Origin of the sequence: Candidatus Enterococcus willemsii, from assembly GCF_009933335.1 — a bacterium.
GTDB classification, from domain to species: Bacteria; Bacillota; Bacilli; order Lactobacillales; family Enterococcaceae; genus Enterococcus_F; species Enterococcus_F willemsii.
In genome coordinates, this window is record NZ_MAEL01000003.1 from 39,565 (window position 1) to 63,008 (window position 23,444).

The 23,444-nt window shown below is 37.6% G+C and carries 21 protein-coding genes and 1 riboswitch; of the genes, 17 read left to right on the forward strand and 4 right to left on the reverse strand.

The window, feature by feature from the left end:
• Positions 1-90 precede the first annotated feature (90 nt).
• The 11 genes from BAU17_RS00575 to BAU17_RS00625 all read left to right on the forward strand — a co-directional run bounded on the left by BAU17_RS00575 (position 91) and on the right by BAU17_RS00625 (position 11,434).
• Positions 91-1,173 carry an ABC transporter substrate-binding protein gene (locus BAU17_RS00575; RefSeq protein WP_161900868.1) on the forward strand — a complete coding sequence of 361 codons (1,083 nt, stop codon included), beginning with the start codon at positions 91-93 and terminating at the stop codon, positions 1,171-1,173.
• Positions 1,163-2,005: an alkaline phosphatase family protein gene (locus BAU17_RS00580; RefSeq protein ID WP_161900869.1), complete on the forward strand. Its 843-nt coding sequence runs from the start codon at positions 1,163-1,165 to the stop codon at positions 2,003-2,005. Before BAU17_RS00575 ends, BAU17_RS00580 begins: the two co-directional genes overlap by 11 nt.
• Complete coding sequence (locus BAU17_RS00585) at positions 2,002-2,799, forward strand: ABC transporter permease (protein ID WP_161900870.1); 798 nt, start codon at positions 2,002-2,004, stop codon at positions 2,797-2,799. The genes BAU17_RS00580 and BAU17_RS00585 overlap by 4 nt, the downstream gene beginning before the upstream one ends.
• Entirely contained in the window at positions 2,796-3,638 is an 843-nt protein-coding gene (locus BAU17_RS00590) for an ABC transporter permease (protein WP_161900871.1), read from the forward strand. Before BAU17_RS00585 ends, BAU17_RS00590 begins: the two co-directional genes overlap by 4 nt.
• Positions 3,613-4,641: an ABC transporter ATP-binding protein gene (locus BAU17_RS00595; RefSeq protein WP_161900872.1), complete on the forward strand. Its 1,029-nt coding sequence runs from the start codon at positions 3,613-3,615 to the stop codon at positions 4,639-4,641. Before BAU17_RS00590 ends, BAU17_RS00595 begins: the two co-directional genes overlap by 26 nt.
• A gap of 183 nt (positions 4,642-4,824) precedes the next feature.
• Positions 4,825-4,926, forward strand: a riboswitch (purine riboswitch).
• Between the two features lie 44 nt (positions 4,927-4,970).
• The gene (locus BAU17_RS00600) at positions 4,971-6,347 is read left to right on the forward strand and encodes an NCS2 family permease (RefSeq protein WP_161900873.1); all 1,377 of its coding nucleotides are present in this window, start codon (positions 4,971-4,973) and stop codon (positions 6,345-6,347) included.
• Between the two features lie 148 nt (positions 6,348-6,495).
• Positions 6,496-7,560 carry a DUF871 domain-containing protein gene (locus tag BAU17_RS00605; RefSeq protein WP_161900874.1) on the forward strand — a complete coding sequence of 355 codons (1,065 nt, stop codon included), beginning with the start codon at positions 6,496-6,498 and terminating at the stop codon, positions 7,558-7,560.
• Positions 7,561-8,451, forward strand: a complete 891-nt coding sequence (murQ, locus tag BAU17_RS00610) for an N-acetylmuramic acid 6-phosphate etherase (RefSeq protein ID WP_161900875.1) — start codon at positions 7,561-7,563, stop codon at positions 8,449-8,451. It abuts the gene before it with no gap.
• Positions 8,452-8,465: 14 nt separating this feature from the next.
• A complete protein-coding gene (locus tag BAU17_RS00615) occupies positions 8,466-9,899 on the forward strand; it encodes a PTS transporter subunit EIIC (protein ID WP_161900876.1) in 1,434 nt (477 codons plus the stop codon).
• Complete coding sequence (locus BAU17_RS00620) at positions 9,899-10,516, forward strand: HAD family hydrolase (RefSeq protein WP_161900877.1); 618 nt, start codon at positions 9,899-9,901, stop codon at positions 10,514-10,516. Before BAU17_RS00615 ends, BAU17_RS00620 begins: the two co-directional genes overlap by 1 nt.
• Positions 10,517-10,591: 75 nt before the next feature.
• Positions 10,592-11,434: a MurR/RpiR family transcriptional regulator gene (locus BAU17_RS00625; RefSeq protein WP_161900878.1), complete on the forward strand. Its 843-nt coding sequence runs from the start codon at positions 10,592-10,594 to the stop codon at positions 11,432-11,434.
• 41 nt (positions 11,435-11,475) lie between these two features.
• Here BAU17_RS00625 and BAU17_RS00630 read toward each other — a convergent pair whose 3' ends face one another.
• On the reverse strand, positions 11,476-12,912 hold the full coding sequence (locus tag BAU17_RS00630; RefSeq protein ID WP_161900879.1) for an amino acid permease: 1,437 nt from the start codon (positions 12,910-12,912) through the stop codon (positions 11,476-11,478).
• Between the two features lie 244 nt (positions 12,913-13,156).
• On the opposite strand from BAU17_RS00630, the gene BAU17_RS00635 reads away from it, so the two are divergent.
• The gene (locus BAU17_RS00635) at positions 13,157-14,032 is read left to right on the forward strand and encodes an alpha/beta hydrolase (protein ID WP_161900880.1); all 876 of its coding nucleotides are present in this window, start codon (positions 13,157-13,159) and stop codon (positions 14,030-14,032) included.
• A 182-nt stretch (positions 14,033-14,214) separates the two neighbouring features.
• On the opposite strand, the gene BAU17_RS00640 is transcribed toward BAU17_RS00635, so the two are convergent.
• Positions 14,215-14,457 (reverse strand): bacteriocin immunity protein, encoded by a 243-nt coding sequence (locus tag BAU17_RS00640; RefSeq protein ID WP_337248041.1) that lies wholly within the window; start codon positions 14,455-14,457, stop codon positions 14,215-14,217.
• A gap of 551 nt (positions 14,458-15,008) precedes the next feature.
• On the opposite strand from BAU17_RS00640, the gene BAU17_RS00645 reads away from it, so the two are divergent.
• Positions 15,009-15,710 carry an MgtC/SapB family protein gene (locus tag BAU17_RS00645; RefSeq protein ID WP_202622250.1) on the forward strand — a complete coding sequence of 234 codons (702 nt, stop codon included), beginning with the start codon at positions 15,009-15,011 and terminating at the stop codon, positions 15,708-15,710.
• A gap of 26 nt (positions 15,711-15,736) precedes the next feature.
• Positions 15,737-16,627, forward strand: a complete 891-nt coding sequence (locus BAU17_RS00650) for a PhzF family phenazine biosynthesis protein (protein WP_161900882.1) — start codon at positions 15,737-15,739, stop codon at positions 16,625-16,627.
• Here the strand turns inward: BAU17_RS00650 and BAU17_RS00655 are convergent.
• Entirely contained in the window at positions 16,616-17,092 is a 477-nt protein-coding gene (locus BAU17_RS00655) for a hypothetical protein (protein ID WP_161900883.1), read from the reverse strand. The genes BAU17_RS00650 and BAU17_RS00655 overlap by 12 nt on opposite strands.
• A 139-nt stretch (positions 17,093-17,231) precedes the next feature.
• Between BAU17_RS00655 and yghU the strand changes: the two genes are divergently transcribed.
• Both yghU and BAU17_RS00665 read left to right on the forward strand, forming a co-directional pair.
• Positions 17,232-18,014, forward strand: a complete 783-nt coding sequence (yghU, locus tag BAU17_RS00660) for a glutathione-dependent disulfide-bond oxidoreductase (RefSeq protein WP_161900884.1) — start codon at positions 17,232-17,234, stop codon at positions 18,012-18,014.
• A 153-nt stretch (positions 18,015-18,167) separates the two neighbouring features.
• Positions 18,168-20,726, forward strand: coding sequence for an HAD-IC family P-type ATPase (locus BAU17_RS00665; protein ID WP_161900885.1), 2,559 nt, complete (start codon positions 18,168-18,170; stop codon positions 20,724-20,726).
• Here the strand turns inward: BAU17_RS00665 and BAU17_RS00670 are convergent.
• Complete coding sequence (locus BAU17_RS00670) at positions 20,721-22,154, reverse strand: global transcriptional activator MafR (RefSeq protein ID WP_161900886.1); 1,434 nt, start codon at positions 22,152-22,154, stop codon at positions 20,721-20,723. The two genes, BAU17_RS00665 and BAU17_RS00670, sit on opposite strands and share 6 nt — an antisense overlap.
• A 305-nt stretch (positions 22,155-22,459) precedes the next feature.
• On the opposite strand from BAU17_RS00670, the gene BAU17_RS00675 reads away from it, so the two are divergent.
• Entirely contained in the window at positions 22,460-23,404 is a 945-nt protein-coding gene (locus BAU17_RS00675; protein ID WP_161900887.1) for a sugar-binding transcriptional regulator, read from the forward strand.
• The last annotated feature ends 40 nt before the right edge of the window (positions 23,405-23,444 follow it).

Below are 23,444 nucleotides of genomic sequence, written 5' to 3' on the forward strand. Positions count from 1 at the left end.
TCCACAAACTTTATCAGACCCTTTCATAAAATTGGCAAGAAATTAAAAAAGCTTTGTTAGGATGAAGGTATCAAATAACGAGGTGAAAACATGAAAAAATCAATGACATTCCTAACATTAAGCGCCATTTTATTATCGACTTTAGCGGCATGCGGGTCCGAAGCTCCAAAAAGCAATGCGTCAGAGGATGATTCACTCGACACAATTATTGAAAAAGCCAAAGAAGAAGGCGAAATTGCGAGTTTAGGGATGCCGGACACATGGGCGAACTGGATCGGTACATGGGATGATATTGAAGCAAATTATGGCATTAAACAAACCGATACGGATATGTCTAGTGCGGAAGAACTGGCAAAATTTGAATCAGAGGGAACCAAAGGAACTGCCGATATTGGTGATGTGGGGATTAGTTTCGGTCCATTAGCAGTCAGCAAAGACTTGACGTTACCTTATAAAACAAGCTATTGGGAAGATGTACCCGATTGGGCAAAAGATGAGGTAGGTCATTGGATGCTAAGTTATACGGGAACAATTGCTTTTTTGACTGACAAAAATAATGTTGATAAAGCACCGACATCATGGGAAGAATTAGCAGCAGGTGATTACCAAGTAGCAGTTGGAGATGTAACCAAAGCCAACCAAGCACAGTTTGCAGTATTGGCGGCAGCAATTGCGCATGGTGGCGATGAAGGGAATATTCAACCTGGATTAGACTATTTCAAAGAGTTTGCGGAAAAAGGACGTCTTTCATCAGTTGATGCTAGCGTAGCAAACTTAGAAAAAGGTGAAGTCGATGTCACGATTGTTTGGGACTTTAATGGCTTAAATTACCGTGATCAAATTGATTCTGACCGCTTTGAAGTAACCATTCCTTCTGATGGTTCCGTCATTAGTGGCTATACGACATTAATTAACAAACATGCACCACATCCAAATGCAGCAAAACTTGCACGTGAATATATTTTATCCGACGAAGGACAAATTAATTTAGCTAAAGGATATGCTCGTCCGATACGTGAAAATGTTGAACTACCGGCAGAAGTTGCCGAAAAATTATTACCTGCTGAAGATTATAAGGCAGCACAACCGGTCAAAGACAACGCGACTTGGGATGAAACAGCAGTAAACTTACCTGAATTGTGGCAAAAGGAGGTGCTGAGTCATGTCAAATAATGAATTAACCGAGAAGTTGATTCTGGTCGTCTTAGATGGTTGTCGTTATGATACAGCGATGGAGCAAATGGGGGTGATGAACCATTTTGTGGAGTATCATCAAGCAGAGTGCATTAAAGTCATTGCTGAAATGCCGAGTAATTCTCGTCCGTTATATGCCGTCTTAGCTACAGGTGTGCCAAGTTATCGCAATGGTATTTTGACAAATGGTCATGTGCAACGGATTCAAGAAGAATCATTGTTTGATTTGGTCAAACAAGCAGGAGGGATAACAGGAGCTGCTGCTTATTATTGGCAAAGTGAGTTATTCAATGAAGCACCGTATGATATTCGTCGGCATCGGATTCAAAATGATGAGCATCAAGCAATTCAGCACGGTATTTTTTATAGTGACGACACGTATCCAGACTCGCATGTATTTGCGGATGCTAATCATATTATTCAAACCTATCAACCGAACTTTATGTTGATTCACTCAATGAATATTGATGACGTGGGCCATAAGTTTACCGCGAATTCGCGTGAATATGTTGCAACAGTCAATCAAGCCGATACGATTTTAGGGATGGTATTACCACAGTGGCTGGAAGCGGGTTACCAAGTGTTAGTTACTGCGGATCATGGGATGGATGAAAATGGCTTGCATGGCGGGAGTTTAGCTGCCCACCGTGAAGTACCATTGTTCATCTTCTCGGATAAATTTCCCAAAAACAGTGGGCTCAAACAAATGGATCAAATCGAGTTGGCTCCGTTAATCTGTAGTTTGTTAGACATTGAAGCGGGAACAAATATGCAGATAGGAACAGCGAAAAGAAAGGGACGGAACGGATGAAGAAACACCTAGGCTTATTACCACTCCTCTTATTACTGACCGCTTTTTTAGTGGTTCCGTTATGTTTTATGTTGATCGGAAGCTTTCAATCAGACACAACAGGAGTGTGGACGATAACAAATTACACGGAATTTTTTCAGAACTCGTATTACTATCAAGCATTTTTTAATAGCTTACTGATTTCACTGGTTTCATGTGTGCTTGGTTTGTTTGGTGCTGTTGTCTTGTGTTTGTGTCTGTTACAGCTTTCGGATAAAGCGCAAGAAAAGATTACTTTTTTATCAAACTTAGCGGCAAACTTTGCAGGGATTCCGTTAGCCTTTTCTTTTATTATTTTATTAGGAAATGCGGGGGTATTGAAGTTACTGCTTGGTTCATTGGCAGGCTTTAACCTTTATTCATGGTGGGGGTTAGGTCTAACCTATGTTTACTTTCAAATTCCTTTGGGTGTGCTGTTTTTATATCCTAGTATGAAAGAATTGAAAAAAGAATGGCAAGAAGCAGCGGCAACTTTAGGTACGAGTTCATTTTATTATTGGCGTAAGGTGGCATTCCCTTTCTTAAGACCGACACTGCTTACGACATTCATTATTTTATTTGCCAATGGGATGGGCACATACGAAACAGCGTATGCATTGACTGGTAGCAATGTTAATTTATTGACCGTCCGAATTGCTTCCTTGGTTTCAGGTGATGTATTTGCCAAGCCGAATATGGGCAGTGCGTTAGCAGTAATTTTTGGTTGCATGATGATTCTATTGATGACGTTCATAACAAGAAAGGAGAAACAATGAAAAAATTCCTTGTGACAGTCATTCTTGGTTTATTCGCTTTATATTATCTTAGTCCACTTGTAGCGACTTTCTTTTATGCGAGTTCGACTTCTTGGGGGAAAAGTTTAGTGCCAGATGATTTTACCTTGCAATGGTTCGGGCAACTCCTAGGTGATTCTGCCTTTTTACTTGCTGTGGGTCGGTCATTTCTTTTAGCAGGTATCATGACTGGAATTATCTTTATTATCCTTGTTCCAACAATGATTTGGATTCATTTGTATTATCCAAAATGGGATCAAGCATTACAAAAAATCGTGTTGCTTCCCTATGCAATTCCCGGGGTAATCCTAGTGACTGCCTTGCTAAGAACATATTCGAAATCTAGCGTACCAATGTTCCTTGTATTGCTAGGTGCACTATTTATTTCTATGTTACCGATTGTTTATCTCGGTATTAGTAATCAAATGCGCTTAGTAAACATGAAAGAACTTGTTGAAGCAGCCGAAACGCTAGGCGCATCCATGGGGTATATTATTCGCAAAGTATTAATTCCCAATATCAAAGTTGGCACAACATTGGTTTCTTTGATGGTTTTTTCTTCTGTCTTTGGTGAATACATGTTGACGAATTTATTAATTGGCGGACGATTTGAAACGTTGCGTATTTACATGCTTCGTCGTATGAATGAAAATGGTCATATCGCAAGTGCAGTGATGATCCTGTATTTCTTATTTTTATTCCTTGTAGCGGTTGGTATTTTTTATATGAATAAAAAACAAGTGCGTCCCGTTACCGCAAAAGTGAAAGAAACAGAACCAGTGGAGGAAACAGCAGATGACAAACTACTTAACTATTCGTGATTTATCTTTAGCATTTGGCGAGAAGAAAATTCTAAAAGAAGTGTCTTTTGAGGTGCAGGAAGGTGAATTTGTGACTTTGCTTGGGCCAAGTGGCTGTGGGAAGTCAACTTTACTTCGGTGTATTGCCGGTTTGGAAACTCCGCAACGAGGAATTATTGAGCTTGACCAAGTCGAAATTCAAGACCAGCCAACCAAAGAGCGAGGGATTGGTTTTGTTTTTCAACAGTATGCGTTGTTTCCGACAATGTCGGTCTTTGAAAATGTCGCTTTTGGTTTGCAGGTCAAAAAATTATCCAAAGAAGAATTACGGCAACGGGTATTTAAGTTATTAGATTTAGTTCAGCTGACCGATTTTGCTGAAACCAATGTGCAACGCTTATCCGGTGGTCAAAAACAACGGGTAGCATTGGCGCGTGCACTAGCAACCGAACCAAAGATTTTATTACTAGATGAACCGTTAAGTGCGCTAGATGCGAAAATTAGAAAACAGCTCCAAAAAGATTTACGCCGAATCCAACGAGAGTTGAACATGACGATGATCTTTGTGACGCACGACCAAGAAGAAGCGATGTTGATTAGTGACCGCGTATTTGTCTTAGAAGCAGGCGAAATTGTACAAGCTTCATCGCCTTTTGAGTTGTACACAGCACCCCAAAGCCCGTTTGTCGCAGATTTTATTGGGAATAATATTTGCTTTGAATGGTTTGAATTAGATGAGTATACGACGGTTTTTTCTGGTATGGGAAATCGTTCACTCTATTATATTCGTCCAGAATTAATATCGATGAAGCCAGTGGCAGGTGCGTTTAGAATTCCAGTAAGTTTAAAAAACGTACAGACATTAGGAAATATTCGCCGTTACCAATTTGTGACGCATCGAGGAAAAGAGATATTTGTGGATCGCTTAAATGATTGGCATGAAATCTCTGAAACAACAGCACTTTATATTGATGCTGAAGACATGATTGTGGTCGATGTGAAACAACCTATTCAAGCTAGTTAACCTAATCGTAGTATTCTGTCATTTAGATAGTATACTACGATATTTTGGTTTTAATAAGAAATACGGATTTTCGAATGACAATTTGTGATTATGAGAGGTTTTTAATGTTAATAATTAACTTTTTCGCTTTTTTAAACGTTTTCGTTCGTGTTTTCGTGTTGATTCTTATCTGTAATACTGGTATGATGTGTGAGGAAGAAAAACCATATAGTTCTGATAATAAGGATCAGAAGTTTCTACAAGTCATCCGTAAAATGACTTACTATGGCAAGGGTCTTCGTTGTCCTTCGCCATTTTGATGGATTTTTCTATTTTGAAGGAGGAAGACAATGAAAGAGAAGATTGATCAGTTTTTTGGTATTACAAAGTCAGGTTCAACGTACAAAAGAGAATTAACAGGTGGTTTAACGGCTTTCTTAGCGATGTCGTATGTCATTTTTGTGAATCCGATTATTTTGGGGCAAGCAGGAATGCCAAAAGATGCGGTGTTTATGTCAACAATCGTATCATCAGCATTGGCTATGTTAATTATGGGATTATGGGCTAGATTTCCATTAGGATTAGCACCTTGTATGTCAATGAATGCTTTCTTTGCTTACTCGGTTGTTTTGCAGATGGGGAAAACGTGGCAAGAAGCATTGGCATGTGTACTGGTTTCATCGGTCTTATTTATTTTATTAGCTATTTCAGGTATTCGTTCGAAAATTATTCGTAGTATCCCTGTTTCGATTAAACAAGCAGGAACTGTTGGGCTAGGTATTTTTATTGCATTTGTAAGTTTTAAAAATTCAGGTATCATCGTACCAGATGAAGGAATGTTTATTACTTTTGGTGGTTTTCATAATCCAAATGTGATTATTGCATTTTTTGGTATTTTAACAGCGGCTTTCTTTTTAGTTCGCAAAAATCAATATGCTGTATTTTTAGGGATGATTGGTGCTGCGATATGTGGTTTGTTCATTCGTTTAGGTGTATCAATGGATTGGTTTACATTAAGTGAGAGCGCAGTGGCGTCCTTACCACAATTACCAGCAGGTTCACCAATTGTTGTACCAACGGTTCCGATGGAAGCTATGTTGAATGAGACGTTCTTAGTCGCTGTGAAAAACTTAGATAAAATGTTGTCTGCTGATTCAATCATTGTTATTTTGACGTTCTTATTCTTAGACTTTTTTGGTACAGCAACAACTTTATCAGCAGCTGCGACACAAGTTTCGGAAATCAAGAGCGAAAACTTTGAAGACAATACTCGGATTTACAGTGCCGATGCCATTGGTAGTTTCTTTGGTTCATTATTTGGAACATCTAGCTTGTCTACGTATATTGAATCTGTTTCAGGAATTATTGCGGGGGCAAGAACTGGTTTAATGAGCGTTATCGTAGCCATCTTATTCTTGCTTTCAGCGTTCTTATATCCGGTATTATCATTAGTAACGCCAGCCGTAACGACACCTGCAATGGTCTTAATTGGGATCTTTATGATGCAAAATATTACCAAAATTAAATGGGACGGTGGCTTTGAAGAAATTATCCCCGCTTTCTTAATTATCGTGATGATGCCATTAACTGGTTCGATTGCTTTAGGATTAGTCTTAGGTTTCTTATCATATGAATTATGTATGATTTTTGCGAAACGTACAGGTGAGATTCCGCCAGTTATGCATGTGGTTGCATTGATTTCAGTTGCTTATTTATTTACTTTATAAAAAGAAGAACAACCGACTTTTTTAAGTTGGTTGTTTTTTTTATTATGAAAATAAATTTCTTTTGTCTGTTTTATTTTATTTTTATATTGAAATTTTATTTCTTTTATTTTATAATGAAAGCGGATTAACAAAGAGAAGAGGTGTGAGAATGTTTGGATTTTCAGTTTTTCTTGGGGATCATTTTCAAGAGGAAAAAAAGCAATATATCAAAATGATGCATCAGGCAGGATTTAAGAAAGTTTTTACATCGTTGCATATTCCTGAAGAAGATAGCCAAACAGTGTTCGCAAACTTACAGGTGTTGGGTGCGCTGACACAACAATTGCAGATGGAGTTAATGGCAGATATTTCGATAGATGGCTTAAGACGATTTGAGATTGATTTAAAAAATCCCAGGGCTCTTCGTCAGTTAGTAGAGATGGGCGTGACGGGGATACGTATGGATTATGGTGTGGACAGTCAAACGATGGCCCACGTTTCGCAAGTCATGACGGTGGGGCTCAATGCGTCAACTTTAACAGATGAAATTGTCACGGATTTAACTAGGTACCATGCTGATTTTACGAATATGGAGTTATGGCATAATTACTATCCACGTCCAGAGACCGGCTTATCGCGACAATATGTCCAAGCAATTAATCAGAAATGGCGTTCGTTAGGCTTAAAAACAGTGGCATTTGTACCAGGCAATCATCATTTAAGGGGTCCGCTACATCAAGGGTTACCGACACTTGAAGAACATCGAGAAATTCATCCGTTAGCGGCGGCAATTGATTTATCGACTTGTGATTGCGATGACATTTGTATCGGTGATGAAGGATTAACAGTGGCTGTTCAAGAACAGTTTCGTAGTTATTTGCAAGAGCGTAAAATTCAGCTACATGTTTCAGTAATTGAGGAGGAGCATGCAACGTTATTTATCGGGACGCATACGAATCGCATAGATGATGCTAGAGATGTGATTCGTAGTCAAGAAGCTCGTTTTAAAGAAATTCCAACGATTACACCAAATAAAACAGAGGAGCGCCTGAAAGGTAGCGTGACGTTGGATAATCAAAAATATTTACGGTATATGGGTGAATTACAAATAACGAAAACGGATTTACTGGCAGATGAGAAAGTCAATGTTGTTGCGAAGGTATTGACCGAAGATTTGCCATTAGTCGATTGTATTTTTCCAGGAGACGTATTTGAGTTGAAAGTAGGAATATAGATGAATAATTTAGAACATTTGACAACAGAAACCAGAAATACGAATACCATGAATTTAGATGAAATGTCAGTCATGGATATTTTAAAAACGATGAATGCTGAAGACCAGCAAGTACCGTTGGCAATTGGAAAAGTTTTGCCACAGATTGAAGTCGTGGTACAACAAATCATTCAAGCCTTTAATCAAAAAGGACGACTCATTTATATGGGAGCAGGAACGAGTGGTCGTTTAGGTGTGTTAGATGCGGCAGAATGTGTGCCAACATTTGGTACTGAGCCTGAAATGGTCCAAGGATTAATTGCAGGTGGGATGAAAGCCATGACGGTGGCGGTAGAAGGCGCAGAAGATTCAGCGTCTTTAGGTGAAGAAGATTTAAAAGCAATTTCCTTAACAAAAGAAGATATCGTAATTGGCATTGCAGCCAGTGGGCGAACACCCTATGTGATTGGCGGGCTAGATTATGCCAATGCAATTGGTGCAACGACAGCAACAATTGCATGTAATACCAATGCTGCCATTAGTCAGCATGCGAGTTTTCCTATCGAGGTCGAAGTAGGACCAGAAATTTTAACCGGTTCCACACGTTTAAAATCTGGCACTGCCCAAAAACTAGTCTTAAATATGCTTTCGACAGTCGCTATGATTGGAATTGGCAAAGTCTATAAAAACTTAATGGTCGATGTGCGACCAACCAACGAAAAATTAGTAGAACGTGCAAAACGTATTATTATGCAAGCGACAGATTGTACTTATGAAGTAGCAGAACAAACATTTATCGAAGCAGATCAAAATGTGAAACTAGCAATTGTTATGATTTTAACCGGAATGGAAAAAGAAGTGGCTGCCGAAAAATTAGTGGATGCCAATGGCTTTATTCGAAAAACAGTATAAAGGAGCGTTTAAAAATGACTGATAAAAATGTGTTAATAGCGCAAGGGATTTATGACCATGTCGGTGGCATGGCAAACGTCAATAAAGTGGTACATTGCATGACTCGCGTGCGTATGGAAATTCGTGATTATGACAAAGTGGATATGGAAGGCTTAAAGAAGGTCCCTGGGGTAATGGGTGTTGTGGAAGACGACACCTTGCAAGTTGTTGTAGGACCCGGTACGGTAAACAAAGTGGCACAGCACATGGTGGATATGGCGGGTGTTGACTTAGGGGAGACGTTACCAAACGCTGGTGAAACGAATGGTAAATTGTCGGTTGAAGAAAAAGCTGCTCAAACCAAAGCCGAAGTGAAACGGAAAAATCAGAAACCTTGGTCAAAAGCCTTGAAATCTATTTCAAATATTTTCGTTCCATTAATTCCAGCCTTTGTTGGTGCCGGAATTATTGGTGGTGTCGCATCAGTCCTTAAAAATATGCTGACGGCTGGTCAGTTACATGGCGATATGTGGATGAATATTGCAACGGTTTGTGGCATTATTCAAAGTGGGGTCTTTGCGTATTTAGTCATTTATGTGGGGATTAATAGTGCGCGAGAATTTGGCGCTTCTCCAAGTTTAGGTGGGGTTATTGGTGGTGTGACCACACTTGCGGGGATGAATCCGGAAGCTCCATTAACCAATATTTTTACAGGTGAGCCGCTTGCTGCCGGTCAAGGTGGGGTTATTGGTGTGATTATCGCAGTTTATTTCATGGCATTAATTGAAAAAAGACTACGGAAAATTATGCCTGAATCAATTGATATTATCGTGACACCAGTTATTACCTTGTTAGTGATGGGCTTAGCAACGATTTTCTTAATTATGCCTTTTGCCGGTTGGATTTCAAATGGCTTAGTTGACGGTATTAATTGGGTCTTGAATGTCGGTGGTGCGTTCTCTGGTTTTGTTTTAGGTGCAGCGTTCTTACCAATGGTTATGTTTGGATTACACCAAATTTTAACGCCAATTCATTTACAAATGATTGAAAGCACAGGCAGTACGCTATTATTACCAATTTTAGCAATGGCTGGTGCAGGTCAAGTCGGTGCAGCAATTGCCTTATGGATGAGATGTAGCAAAAATACGTCATTGACTGAAATGATTAAAGGCGCGTTACCTGTTGGTATTTTAGGAATTGGCGAACCATTGATTTATGGTGTCACCTTGCCTCTAGGCCGTCCATTTATCACTGCTTGTATTGGTGGCGGGATTGGTGGTGCTGTGATTGGTTTATTAGGAAATGTGGGTGCTATTTCAATCGGACCAAGCGGAGTAGCATTGATTCCGTTAATTGCGAACGGACAATGGTTGAACTATGTCATTGGCTTATTAGCGGGTTATGCGGGTGGCTTTGTTTTCACTTATTTCTTTGGTACCACCCAAGCAATGCGTACAGGAGAAATGTAATGAAAAAAGCAGTCATCTTTGATATGGACGGTGTGATTGTTTTCTCAGAAACGGTCTATCAAAAAAGACGGGATGAATTTTTTAGCCAACACGGTATTGAACTAACAGAAGAAATCCAAGCTTCCTTAGTTGGCTCAAATGTGCGCGACATGTTTGCCAAACTTATTCCGACAGACGAACAACGACGATACGCACTCATGCACGCGTACGAACAATTTCGGTTAGACTATCCTATTGATTACCGTCAATTATTGAACCCGGATTTGTTAACGACAGTAAAGGTATTGAAGAAAAAAGGCATTCGATTAGCGATTGCATCATCTTCTTCATTAACGATTATCCGAAAAATTTTGGCTATCAATCAGTTGACGGATTTCTTCGAATTACTTGTGAGTGGTGAGCAATTTGCTCGTAGTAAACCTGATCCAGAAATCTATTATTTTACTGTCGAGCAATTAGGACTGTCAGCAGAAGATTGCTTAGTGGTTGAAGATTCAACTATTGGTGTGACAGCTGCTTTACGAGCTAATTTGGAAGTGGCAGCGCTCAACAATCCCTGCGCCCAAGCAACATATACGATCCAAACTGTCAGAGAAGTTCTGCAATTGATTGAATGAAAAAAAACATGCGTATACAGTTCTTCTGTATACGCATTTAAATTTGTTGTATGATACTGTTGGGAGGAGTGCCAGATGAATATTTTATTTACCATTCAAAATCAATTAGATAGTTTATCCAAAGCTGAGAAAAAATTAGCGCAATGGATTCTAGAGCATTCAGCGGAAGTCATACATATGAGTGCCAAAACATTATCGGAAGCTGCTGAAATTAGTCCAGCGACGGTTGTTCGTTTTTGTTATTCTTTGGGCTTAGAAGGTTTTCCTGATTTAAAATTAAAACTTTCAGCCAATCTTCCACAAATTCAAAAAGGTTTATATTCAGATATTGTACCAGATGAAAGTATTACGACAATCAAGCAAAAAATTAAATTCAAAGTCATTGACGGGATTGAAAAAAATTGTGAGCTACTAGAAGATGAGGCAATTGAACAAATTCTACACCTGCTTGATCATTCTGAAGTCATTTTTACCTATGGGATTGGGGCATCAGGTACGGTTGCGGATGACTTTTATCAAAAATTTTTACGTGTCGGACGGACAGTCATCTTTAGTCAAGATGCGCATTTACTTTCGACAGCTATTGTGACTAACAAAGAGTCGGCTTTTATCTTTTTAATCTCTAATTCAGGTGAAAAGAAAGAAGTTTGTCGCTTAGCTTCATTGGCAAAAAATTGTCAAATTCCAGTGGTTAGCATGACTAGCCAGCCACGTTCTACACTCGCTCGTTTATCGGATATTGTGTTGCATACAACGGATGGGGGGGAAGCGCCGTTACGTAGTTCAGCAACCAACTCTTTACTCGTGCAGCTATATTCACTGGATGTATTATTTTCAGCATATGCCTCCAAACATTATGATGAAACAATTATTCAGTTAGAACAAACCAAACAGGCGATTTCCCAATTAGAAGAATAAGTAAAAACGAGGCGTTCTAATCGAAGGCCTCGTTTGTCGTTTTATTTTTTATTTGAACGTTTTGCAATAATTGGTAGTAAGGCACCAATTAAGATTAAGACAACGGGTGTTAAGATGTTTGAAATAATTTGGAACCACCATGCTTTGGAAGTTAAGTCAAATTCCATTTTAGGCACAATTCCTAAAATACAAGCAAATGCGGTAAATAAGAAACACCACAAGCCAATCGCAAACCCAATTTTTGGATTTTTAACAAATTTATATTCTGACGTATAATTTTTGTAGTGCTTGTTTAACATCATGTAAGCTAAGAACACCCATAGGTAACGTAATGGCATGACAACAGAGTTTAAGTTCATCATCCATTTGACTAATTCTTGCATGCTACCAATACCTAAAATTGGTAATAAAATAAGAATACTTACCAAGATACCTGTTAACAGATAGCCGTTTTTAAGTGTACCTTTGGCTGTCTTTTTACGTAACCATGCAGGCACGAACATTGGATCTGCATCAGCTAAAAGAATTTTTAATGGCGCATCAATTGAGAAAGCCAAGGCTGAAATTTGTCCAACAGTATTTGTTAAAGCATAGATAATCATTAATAAATTACCCACACCGTAGTAAGCCCCTAATTTTTGGAACGCAGTGTAAGCACCGTTTGCCATTAAATCGTCGGGAATATTGTTACTTGCAAAAAGCATCCCCATTGCAATTGAGCCCAAAATCGCGCTCAATCCAACCATTGACGCTAAGAAAATCATACCTTTTGGAAATTCTTTGGCAGGATTTTTAGTTTGGTTGACGTAAGGTGAAATTTTTTCAGCACCACCAACAGCAAATACAAGCATTGAGATTGTTGTAAAATAAGAAAAATTAAATTTAGGAATATAAGTGCTTAATTTGTTCATGTCAGGTGTAGCAAACTCAATATTTGAATGAATTGCTGGAGCACCAATTGCTAATAGAATAAATAAAATCGACATAACAAACATAGCTGTTCCGGCAAGACCACCAATTACTTTTAAAGTGGATAGTCCTTTTGTTGATAAGTAAAGAAAAATAAGGAAAAGAGCGAGACTAAGAATCGACACCATTTGCATTGGCATATCTGAAACAAAGGTACCATCGCGCTTGATTGCCCAACCTAATGCAATTAAGATTCCTTGTGGCTTTTGTGCAAGGTAAGGAATATGCACAACCCAGTAAGTCCACGCAGCATAGAAGGCTAATTTTTTGGTAGTCGTATTTTCAATCCACGAACTCACGCCTCCACGACTGTCTTTAAAAGTAGAACCAAGTTGTCCGACAATTAATGCGTAAGGAATAAAGTAAAGCACGAGAATAATGACCCAAGAAGTAACGACTGAAATTCCTTGTTGCGCATAGTTATTGACGACATTTCCTAGTCCCCAAACCATACTAAATGCGATTAAACCAATATTGGTCCATCGCAATTGCTTTGTATTTGTTTCCATTGCTAAAACCCCTTAATAATAATAGTGGTATACTAAAATAACAAATGAAAATTACCAATCTCTTTTCTTATGTTATTTTAATACAGTTATTTATACCTTTTTGATTATAGTTCAATCTGAACAGTCGTCAATATTTTTGAGGAAACCCTCATTTAATTTCTCATAATTGGCAATTTTTCTTGTAAACATAGGTTGAAATCGTTTCCTTTGGATTTATAATTGAAAGGAAAGGTAGGCTAAATAGATGATTAAAATCGATGTGGAACAAATGCGTAAACAATTTTTGACAAACGATATGGCACGCGACAAGGGATTAAATGAACCAGAAAATTTAGTGAAAATAAAAAATCTGTCCTATGGCACACACGGGATAGAAAACCAATTTGATATTTATTATCCAAAAGGAACAACCGCTCCTTTACCAACTATTATTAGCATACATGGCGGCGGTTTTTTCTATGGTAGCAAAGAAATTTATCGCTTCTATACGATGTTCTTAGCAACTCAAGGATTTACTGTGATTAATTGTAACTATCGACTTGCACCAGAAAATCCTTACCCAGCACCTTTGGAAGATATTAACTCTTTGATGCAGTGGTTGCTTCAATATGGAGAAAATTATTTTGTGGATATGGATCAATTATTTTTAGTTGGTGATAGTGCAGGGGCGCAGTTGACAGAGCAATATGCAACGATGGTCAGCAATCCAGCCTATGCCAAACAATTTGATTTTGCAGTAGCACCTGTGCAACTAAGGGCAATTGCGCTAAACTGTGGCGTTTATTTTATAGGAAAACAAGCAGCAGTTAATCAAGATTTTCCACATTATTTTGGTGAAAAAGTGAGTGAAGCCAGAACTGCACAATTTCCAGTAGAAAGATTTATGACGGACAAATTTCCGCCAGCCTTTATCATGACCGCGACCCATGATTTCTTGAAAGACATGGCAAAACCTTTGGCTAATATTCTTCAATCAAAGAACGTACCAATCGACTATCATTTATATGCCAATTCCGATGACACCGAATTAGGACACGTCTTTCATCTTGATCAAAAGAGCAGTATCGCGAAAGAGTGTAATTTGGCAATGATTGAATTTTTTAAGAAGTTTTTGGAGTGAGGGGAATTAAGTAGTAGATATACATCATCAATTCGTTATATAAGTGAGAAGTTAAATGACAAATAAAAAAGTTCTACCTCAATGATGTATGAGATAGAACTTTTTTGTTAGAATGAAAATTTACTGGTAATCGACGAACGGTATGTATTATTGAGTCCAGATTTGCCACCTATTTTGTTTAACTATGTAATCAAATTCTGTTGTTCAGAATTAAACGTGATGTGTTCAGTCAAGGCAGTTGAATAGATATAATTTGTTAGGCGATTGACTAAGCGTACATCATCATGTGTTTCATTTAGTTGTGTGTACACCTTTAGTAAGACTTCCTTTAAATCGTTTACGTTTTCAGTGTGAGACTGTTCTAAATTATTATACAATTGGTGAACAATATTTTTCGCATTTGCCAGGTATAACTCCTCCTTTATACAATTATAGTATCGTAATTGTAATTAAGCTACTGTCTATTTAGCATGCGGAAGAAGGACGTTATAGGATGTTTAAAATGATACTGTACTAATCGCATTTGCCTCCTTTTCCAATCTTTGATACGGTAGAATTAGAAAGAAGGGATGCACATGAAGTATTTTAAATCAGAAAAAACTTACTGGATACATAGTGGTATTTGTACGCTTACGATGTTTTTGATTCTATTATTTAGCTCACTCTTTAATTGGCGTTTATCCATGACGATGGTTATTATAATAATCGCTATGGTGTTTCTGTATGCTAAACCAATCTATCGACAAATAACAATGAAACAAAAGAATTGAAAAAGGTTGGATTTATAGAGTGTTTTTTAGTTTATACGTGCGTGTAACTTCTCAATTTTTAAAGTAATTTTCATATTCTTTTTATATCCCTTGTATTTTTTCTGTACTTTAATTGCAGAATAGTTTTAGAAGTAGAATCTCAAAATATTTAAAAAACACTATAGATACTATACAATGGTATAGAAGACATAGAAATGAAAAGAAGGTTGGTACTATTGTCAAATTCAGAAATACTATTTCGCTTGTTAATCGCTGCAGTGATTTCCGGAATTGTTGGTTTTGATCGAGAATATAAGAATCGACCAGCAGGAATTCGAACGCATATTTTAGTTTGTACAGGTGCAACGATTATTGCCTTGATTCAACGACAGATTGGGCTTGATGCGTTGGATATAGCCATTAATCAGCCTGAATTACGGAGTGTTGTGCGATCAGATGAAGCACGGTTGATTGCGCAAGTAGTGAGTGGAATTGGGTTTCTTGGTGCTGGAACAATCATTGTGACTAAAGAGTATGTTAAAGGATTGACGACCGCCGCTTCACTATGGGTGGTTGCCGGTATTGGATTGGCGTTGGGAATGGGCTATTATGAAATTGCTGGAATGGGCTTTGTGATTATCATGGTTGTGCTTAGCTTACTCAACAAAATTATTAGAGTGCCAACTTTAAAAAAAGTTGAGGTCAGTTTTGTACACAAGCTTCCAACGAAAGAATTTTTGAGTCAGTATTTTGAAGAAAACCATATTAAAATTCGGGATGTTAATTTTGATGTTCAAATACGAGATGAGCGCCGGATTTATACCAATGTATATACCATTGAGTTACCGAAAGGATATTCTTATGCAGAAATGGTAGAGGAGCTCAGCTTGTATAAAAATATAGTTCGTATTCGCTTAATCAGTGTATAGGAGCTTATCGCAAAGGAGAAAATAAGATGAAATCAGTAAAAGTCTATCATTATGATTCGTTTAGTACTGAGGCAAATAAAGGCAATCCAGCAGGTGTAGTGTTAACTGGCGAAGAGTTAACAACTGAAGAGATGCAAGAAATTGCTTTAAAAGTGGGCTTTAATGAAACAACCTTTGTGATCAACTCTGATAGAGCAGATGTAGGATTACGATTTTTTACACCTGGTCACGAAATGACGCTTTGTGGACATGGAACTGTCGCAACGTTATATGCGTTGCAGACGACAGGGGTGTTAACGAAAACAGAAGTAACTGTGGAAACGAAAGCAGGGGTATTACCAATAACAATTGGACAACTAAATGATCAAGTAGCGATTAAAATGACACAAGCAACACCAGAATTCGTCGCATTTAATGGCAATCCAGCGGAGTTGGCTCACGTTATGGGGATTACTCCTGATGACATAGATGAAAATTTACCAATTGTATATGGAAGTACAGGAACGTGGACATTGTTAGTCCCAATTAAAAAATTGACGACTTTTGAGCAAATGAAACCAGTAAACGCGCAATTTCCTGAAGTGTTGCAAGAAATGCCAAATGTTTCCATTCATCCATTTTGTTTTGAAACCTATGATGCCACAGCGGATATGCATGGACGCCATTTTTCTTCCCCATTATCAGGAACGGTAGAAGATCCAGTTACAGGAACTGCATCCGGTGTGATGGGGGCGTATGTTGCGAAATATATCCATGAAAATCAACAACATCTACAATTAACCATTGAACAAGGCCAAGAAATCAAACGGAATGGTCGAGTGAAGGTGACAGTTTCAGTAGAACAAGAGCAAATGCACATTGCTATTACTGGCACCGCAGTCTATGTGCAAGCGTTTGACATTGTGTTAGGGAAGTAGCGTCTGTATAGTTGATGTATCTAAAAAATGTAACTCATTTTCAGCAGCCATTTTTGATGGATAGCAGGTCAAATGGATTGGTATGAGATGTTGCGTCCAGACAGAAGCGATTTGTAAAAAATATTCTATTGATTCTGCGACAAGAAAGCTCTCATTTTTTGTATTGATGTAAATAATAGGAAAACTGTGGTTTTCTAAATCAGTATAAATTTGTCCGAAAAGTCCGCCTGAACGATCATGTGCAAAGACTTCTACCGCTGGCACGGTATAAATATTTAGTGTAGGAAGATTATCTTCAAAAATAAAATGAATATCATAGTCATTTGCGTAGCGCTCATATTCGGTATTTTTATCATGGGTTGGCATAGCAGTTATTTTTGTACCCGCAGGAATAATTGTATAGGCAGTGCTGAAAAAGCCGAAATTTCCAGCAAATAAAGTGATGTCTAAGTAACGTGTTTCCATGAATTTGCTCCTTTTTTTAATAAATTAATCGTCGCATTTGCAGCAAAGAAAGTCAACCAACGAAATAATCGAATCTAGGTGCAGTTGCTTGTTTTCAAAATTAGAAATCCGTATACTAAGAATCAAAGGAGAGGATTCTATGTCAGAGTATCAACTACCGAAAGTTTGGGAATGGAACGAAGAAGGAACAAAAAGTGGTAATCAACCCGTCGCAGGTAGTCGTTTTGAACAAACACTTCCGATTGGCGAACAACCTTTACAAGTATATTCATTAGGCACACCGAATGGGATTAAAGTAACGATTATGCTGGAAGAATTAAAAGAAGCAGGCATAAGTGAAGCAACCTATGATTTGTATAAAATTAATATCGGTGAAGGGGATCAATTTGGTAGTGATTTTGTTAAAATCAATCCGAATTCGAAAATTCCAGCAATGGTGGATTATTCAGAAGAGGAGCCGATTCGTGTCTTTGAATCTGTCTCAATTTTGCTGTATTTAGCAGAAAAATTTGATCGATTTATTCCACACACGCTGGCTGAAAAAACAGAATTAATGAACTGGCTATTCTGGCAAACAGGTGCTGCACCATTTGTTGGTGGTGGATTTGGTCACTTCTTTGCTTATGCACCATTTGCACAAGAATATCCAATCAATCGTTATACAATGGAAACCAAACGTCAGTTGGATTTATTGGATAAACAGTTAGCAAACCATGCGTATATTACCGGCGATGAATATACAATTGCTGATATGGCAATTTGGCCATGGTATGGTCGTTTAGTACAAGGCGATTTGTACAGCGGTTCAGCAGAATTTTTAAATGTGAAAGAATACAAACATTTAAACGCTTGGGCGGATAAAATTAGCCAACGTCCAGCCGTTAAACGTGCGTTGGAAGTCGAATATAAAGAAATAAATTAAAGAAAAACTCGTTGTCTTGAATGTAGAGACAACGAGTTTTTTGTTTTCAGGAAGCAAGAATGATTTTTTTCATAGCTGACTGAAATTGTTGACCAAAAATAAAAAGAAATCCCTCCTATAATAAGAGTATCAAAACAAGAGGGGGAACAATTCATGAAATGGTATCAATTAGCAAATACTAAAATTATGGAACAATTAAATACAACAAAAACTGGGTTAACATCAGAAGAAAGGACGCATCGTCTGGAAACATCCGGTTATAATCGAATGAAAGAAGGAAAACAGTTAAAGGGCTGGCAAAAAGTACTGAAGCATTTCACCGATTTATTAATGGTAGTGTTATTAGCAGCAGCTATTCTAAAATTTGTGACAGGTGAATATGTTGAAGGGACAATTATTTTCTTAGTTGTTATCGTGAATGGTTTTGTCGGTTATTGGCAAGAGCGCAAAGCAGAAGAATCGCTGAATGGCTTGAAGCAAATGATGGGACAAGAAGCAGTGATTTTGATTGAAGGGAACCGTCAAACAGTTTCAACTGAAGAATTGGTGCAAGGAGATATCGTTGTACTATCTGCAGGTGATGTTGTGCCAGCAGATATTCGTTTAATCGAAGTACATGATTTACTGATTGAGGAATCGATTTTAACTGGTGAATCAGAAGCAGCAGAAAAAACGGTAGAATGTTTGCTCGATGAGCTACCTGCAGGAGATCAGAAAAATATGGCATTCTCAGGGACACACGTGCAAGCCGGGACAGCGATAGGGATAGTTGTTGAAGTTGGTGATAATACAGAAATTGGTAAAATCAACCAAGCATTGCAATCTGTTCAATCTCAAACAACACCACTTGTGAAAAAACTTCAAAATCTGAATCAACAAATTTTTCGAGGTATTATGGGGTTGATTGTCTTCTTAGTATTCTTTACCACACTTCATTATGGGATGGAATGGCAACTCATGTTTTCTGCAATGATTGCCTTGATTGTTGCAATGATTCCAGAAGGATTGCCGGCAGTGTTGACAATGATTTTATCAATTGGTGTGAAAGAAATGTCAGAAGAAAATGCGATTATCAAAAGCATGCCTTCTGTGGAAACATTAGGTTCAATGACAGTTATTTGTTCAGATAAGACAGGAACACTAACAAAAAATGAGATGACCGTGGTCAATGTTGCAACAACCCAAGCTGAACGTTTAGTAGAGATTATGAACAACTGCCAAGAACTAAAACAAACGGATAACCAAGAAGCGACGATGTTAACAGGAAATCCGACAGAGTTAGCTTTACTACACTATGTAGAAGAGCATGCACCAATGCTACGTTTAAAATCCGTAGAAAGTAAAATCCCATTTAGTTCAAGTTATAAATATATGGCAACTCTACATTTAGAAGACAACCAAGCAGTGATTTTTGTCAAAGGTGCCCCAGAAGTTTTACTAGCTAAGTCAAATCTAAGTCAAGAAGAACGTGGACAGTGGCAAAAACAAGCCACACAATTCGCACAACAAGGACAACGAGTGCTAGGCTTTGCTTTTAAAGAGGTTGCTACGGACTTAGAATTGTCCCACGAAGCATTAACGAATCTGACGTTTGCTGGTCTTACGGGTATTATCGACCCGCCAAAAGAGAGTGCCATTCAAGCAGTTAAAGAATGTCAGCAAGCGGGAATTGTCGTGAAAATGATTACCGGTGACCACAAAGAAACAGCCAAAGCAATTGGGAAACAAATTGGTCTGACAAATACAGAAATTGTTTTAGAAGGAAGGGATATCGATCAGTTAAGTGAAGAAGAATTAACAAGTCAAGTCAAGCAAGTTGATGTGTTTGCTAGAACAACACCTGAGCATAAATTACGATTAGTGAGTGCATTGCAAGCAAATGGTGAAATTGTTGGAATGACTGGAGACGGTGTGAACGATGCACCTGCACTGAAAAAAGCTGACATCGGTATTGCCATGGGAATTAAAGGCAGTGAAGTCAGCAAGCAAGCAGCAGATATGGTTTTGGCAGATGATAATTTCCACACGATTGCCAAAGCAGTCAAAGAAGGACGGAAAATTTTTGATAACTTGAAAAAAACAATCAACTTCTTTTTACCCACTTCTTTAGCACAAGGATTAGTCGTAGTGTTTGCACTCTTAATGAATCGGCCATTACCCTTATCACCAATTCAAATTTTATGGGTGAACATGGTAACGACGATTACGTTATCTTATGCGCTAGGTTTTGAAAAAGCTGGCAAAGATACCATGAATCGACCACCACGAGCAACTAATGAAGGCATACTCTCAAAGTACAGCATCTTTAGAATTGGGTATGTCTCTCTATTAATCATTATTCCTGCGTACTTCTTGGCGATACAGTTTGAAGGACAAGCCCTACAACAAACCATCTTGTTACAAAATATCGTCTTAGCTCAAGGATTATATATGATTAATTGTCGTGAATTGACCAGTCCATCGATTAATAAAGGCTTATTCGAGAATCGCCCACTGTTCTTTTCATTAGCAGTCCTAGCGATTCTACAATTCACAGTCCTTTTCTTACCAACTATGCAACAATGGATTGGCACAACTTCTCTGACTATGACACAGCAGCTATTGATTTTCGCAAATGCGGCACTGTTATTCGCCATCGTTGAAATAGAGAAAGTTGTGACAACAGCTATTCAGCGCAAACGAAAGCGTGCAGTCTCTATCAAAGCATCATAAATACTGCGCAAGAGTGAGCTCGGTTAATTGCCGTAGCTCATTTTTTGTTGGTATCGCTGAAATATAGACGACTTGTACAGGCAATGATTCTAACAAGACATTGGAAATGATAAAATCTTGTGGTTCAAAAGCAATGTGATTGATTTGAGAAACTTCCAGACTGGTTAAATGCACACGACGTCCTAATAAATCTGTTAATTCTTGTTGTAAAAAAGCTTTCCATGCAGGCTCTCCTTGAAAGATAAAGTAGACCGTCATAATCTTCGGCTGTAAAGAAAATAGAGCTTGTTGTTCCAATAAAGAAATCAAATTCAACAAGTACCTGGGATTTTCTAACTGAATCACTGGACGAATAATCGCTAATAGTTCTTCTTCGCTTTGATAGCGCGTTGGATTTTTTCGTTCAGTCAATAATTCTTGGTATTCCAATTGAAATTGTTCTGATAGCCAAGTTGATTCATTGTATTTTAATAGTAGTAGCAGTAAGTTTTCTGTTAGTTGTGACTGTTTGAGAGAGAACTCTGTTTGCTCAGCAATTTGTTCGGTTAGTTGTTCTGCAAGAGCGGATAATGTAGGGTAATTTGCTTCTAAAACAATTGTTGAATCAAATGTATTATTGTAATTCCAACTTTCTAAGAAACAGAAAAAAGCGAAAAATAATTCTTCGTTTTGTAAATAAACACCTTCTGTTTGATACAATTCAATTAAAGGATGACGATAAAGCTGATACAAATAATCTTCTGAATGAAATGGGAACTCCTCAATACGACAATTTGCTTTAATTCGAATGGCATTAATAAAAAACCAACACATGCCAAATACTTCTTCTGTTTCAACGGCTAAAGAAGCGTATTCCAACTGCTTTAAATACCGAAAATAATGCTCTTCATGGATACTATATTCTTCAAAAAAATAATTATTATGTGTAAAAGGAATCAATAGGCGATGGAAGAAAATCCGGATAGCACTCTCATTACCAACTAACTTTGCTGTGTTTGTCGTCAGTTTGATTTGGATGTGATAGGCATGTAACTGTTGATTCATTTTTTTCGTATGACGCTTTAAGGTTTCATAGGAAACACTATTGTCTTGTAAAAAAGTTGCGGTGGATAGTTCTTTGGTAAAAAACAATGCTTTGATAAATTGAATGCTAATAGATTGCGGCAAAAAAAGTGACCATAAGTCATTAGGTATTTGCTGACCATCATTAATCAGTTGGATTCCTTGGTTTCCCGACTCAATTTGCCAACCAACTGGTAATTGTTCACGAATAACTTGCAAATCAGAAAAAATAGTCCGTTCAGTCGTTTCAACTTGTCGTGCAAGCTCTTTAACCGTAATGGCTGGATGATTTAATAATTTCTCCAATAAAGCAATTTGACGTTGCATATCCTTTTCAGTAATAATTTTTTTTAATAATAGATACATCGTGCCACCTCCGTCTGCTATAAGCATACGAGGAATGTTTGGAAGGGTCAATGATAATGGGCGAAAGATAGCAGAAAAAGTTGGGTTTGCACCAACTTTTTTCAGTCTAGTTATACACATTCTTTCAATGGTTTTAAAGGATGTTTTGAGTTGTTTTTTACCTTTAGTGGGATGAAAATAGTTTTTTATTTAGCCTATAAAATAAATATATCTTCTTCACAATCGTGAATTCAGTATAACTTTATTGGTGGGAACATTTTTTTATGCTATTGTGAATGTATAAAATGCGTAAAGGAGAATTATAAATGAAAGATGTTGAAGACAAATTATTAGTGAAAATTGCTCAAATGTATTATCAAGAAGATAAAAATCAAAGCCAAATTTCAAAAGAACTGAATATTCATCGGAGTACCATCAGTAGATTATTGAAAAAGTCTCGGGAAGAAGGCATTGTAAATATTTCAATTAATTATGATTTAGCAGGAACTTACTCACTAGAAAAAGAATTGGAAGCAAAATATGATTTGTTGAAGGCGATTGTAGTACCAACTGCTGTAGACATTCAGTCAGTACAAAAAGTGCAATCATTGGGAAAAGCTACTAATGAATTTTTACAATCTATTTTAGTTGATGATATGATCATTGGTTTTTCTTGGGGACAAGCAATGTCTGTGGTTTCGGAAGAATTAAATGATACTAAAGCAGAAAACCTTACCTGTATTCCTCTGATTGGTGGACCTGCTGGACGATTAATTAGTGAGTATCATGTCAATACAATTACTTATACAGCATCCAAAGTACTAAATGCAAAAGCTTTGTTGATTGATGCTCCTGCTTTTCCAGAAACTAAAGAATTAAAAGATGCGTTATTAGCGAATGAGTTTAATCAAGAATTATTACATCTATGGAAAAAACTGTCTGTTGCCATTTTTGGTATTGGGAGTCCTCAAATTAAGGATAGTGATCGTTGGCAATTATTTTATGGAGAAGATGTATTAAGTCAAGTAAATACACAAGTTGCAGGGGATGTTGTTTCTAGATTCTACGATGTTAATGGTGAACACATTCCAAATGATTTAGATAATCGTTTGATTGGGATATCAATTGAGGATTTAAAAGCTGTTCAGTATCGGATTGCTGTTGCAGAATCTCTAGAAAAAGTTGAAGCGATTAAATCAGCTTTACTGGGGAAATATATGAATGTTTTGGTGACAACTCAAGAAACAGCCGATGCTATTTTAAATGAATAAGAAACCGAGTAGAGAGCTAGGAATCACTATCTTGGTATCT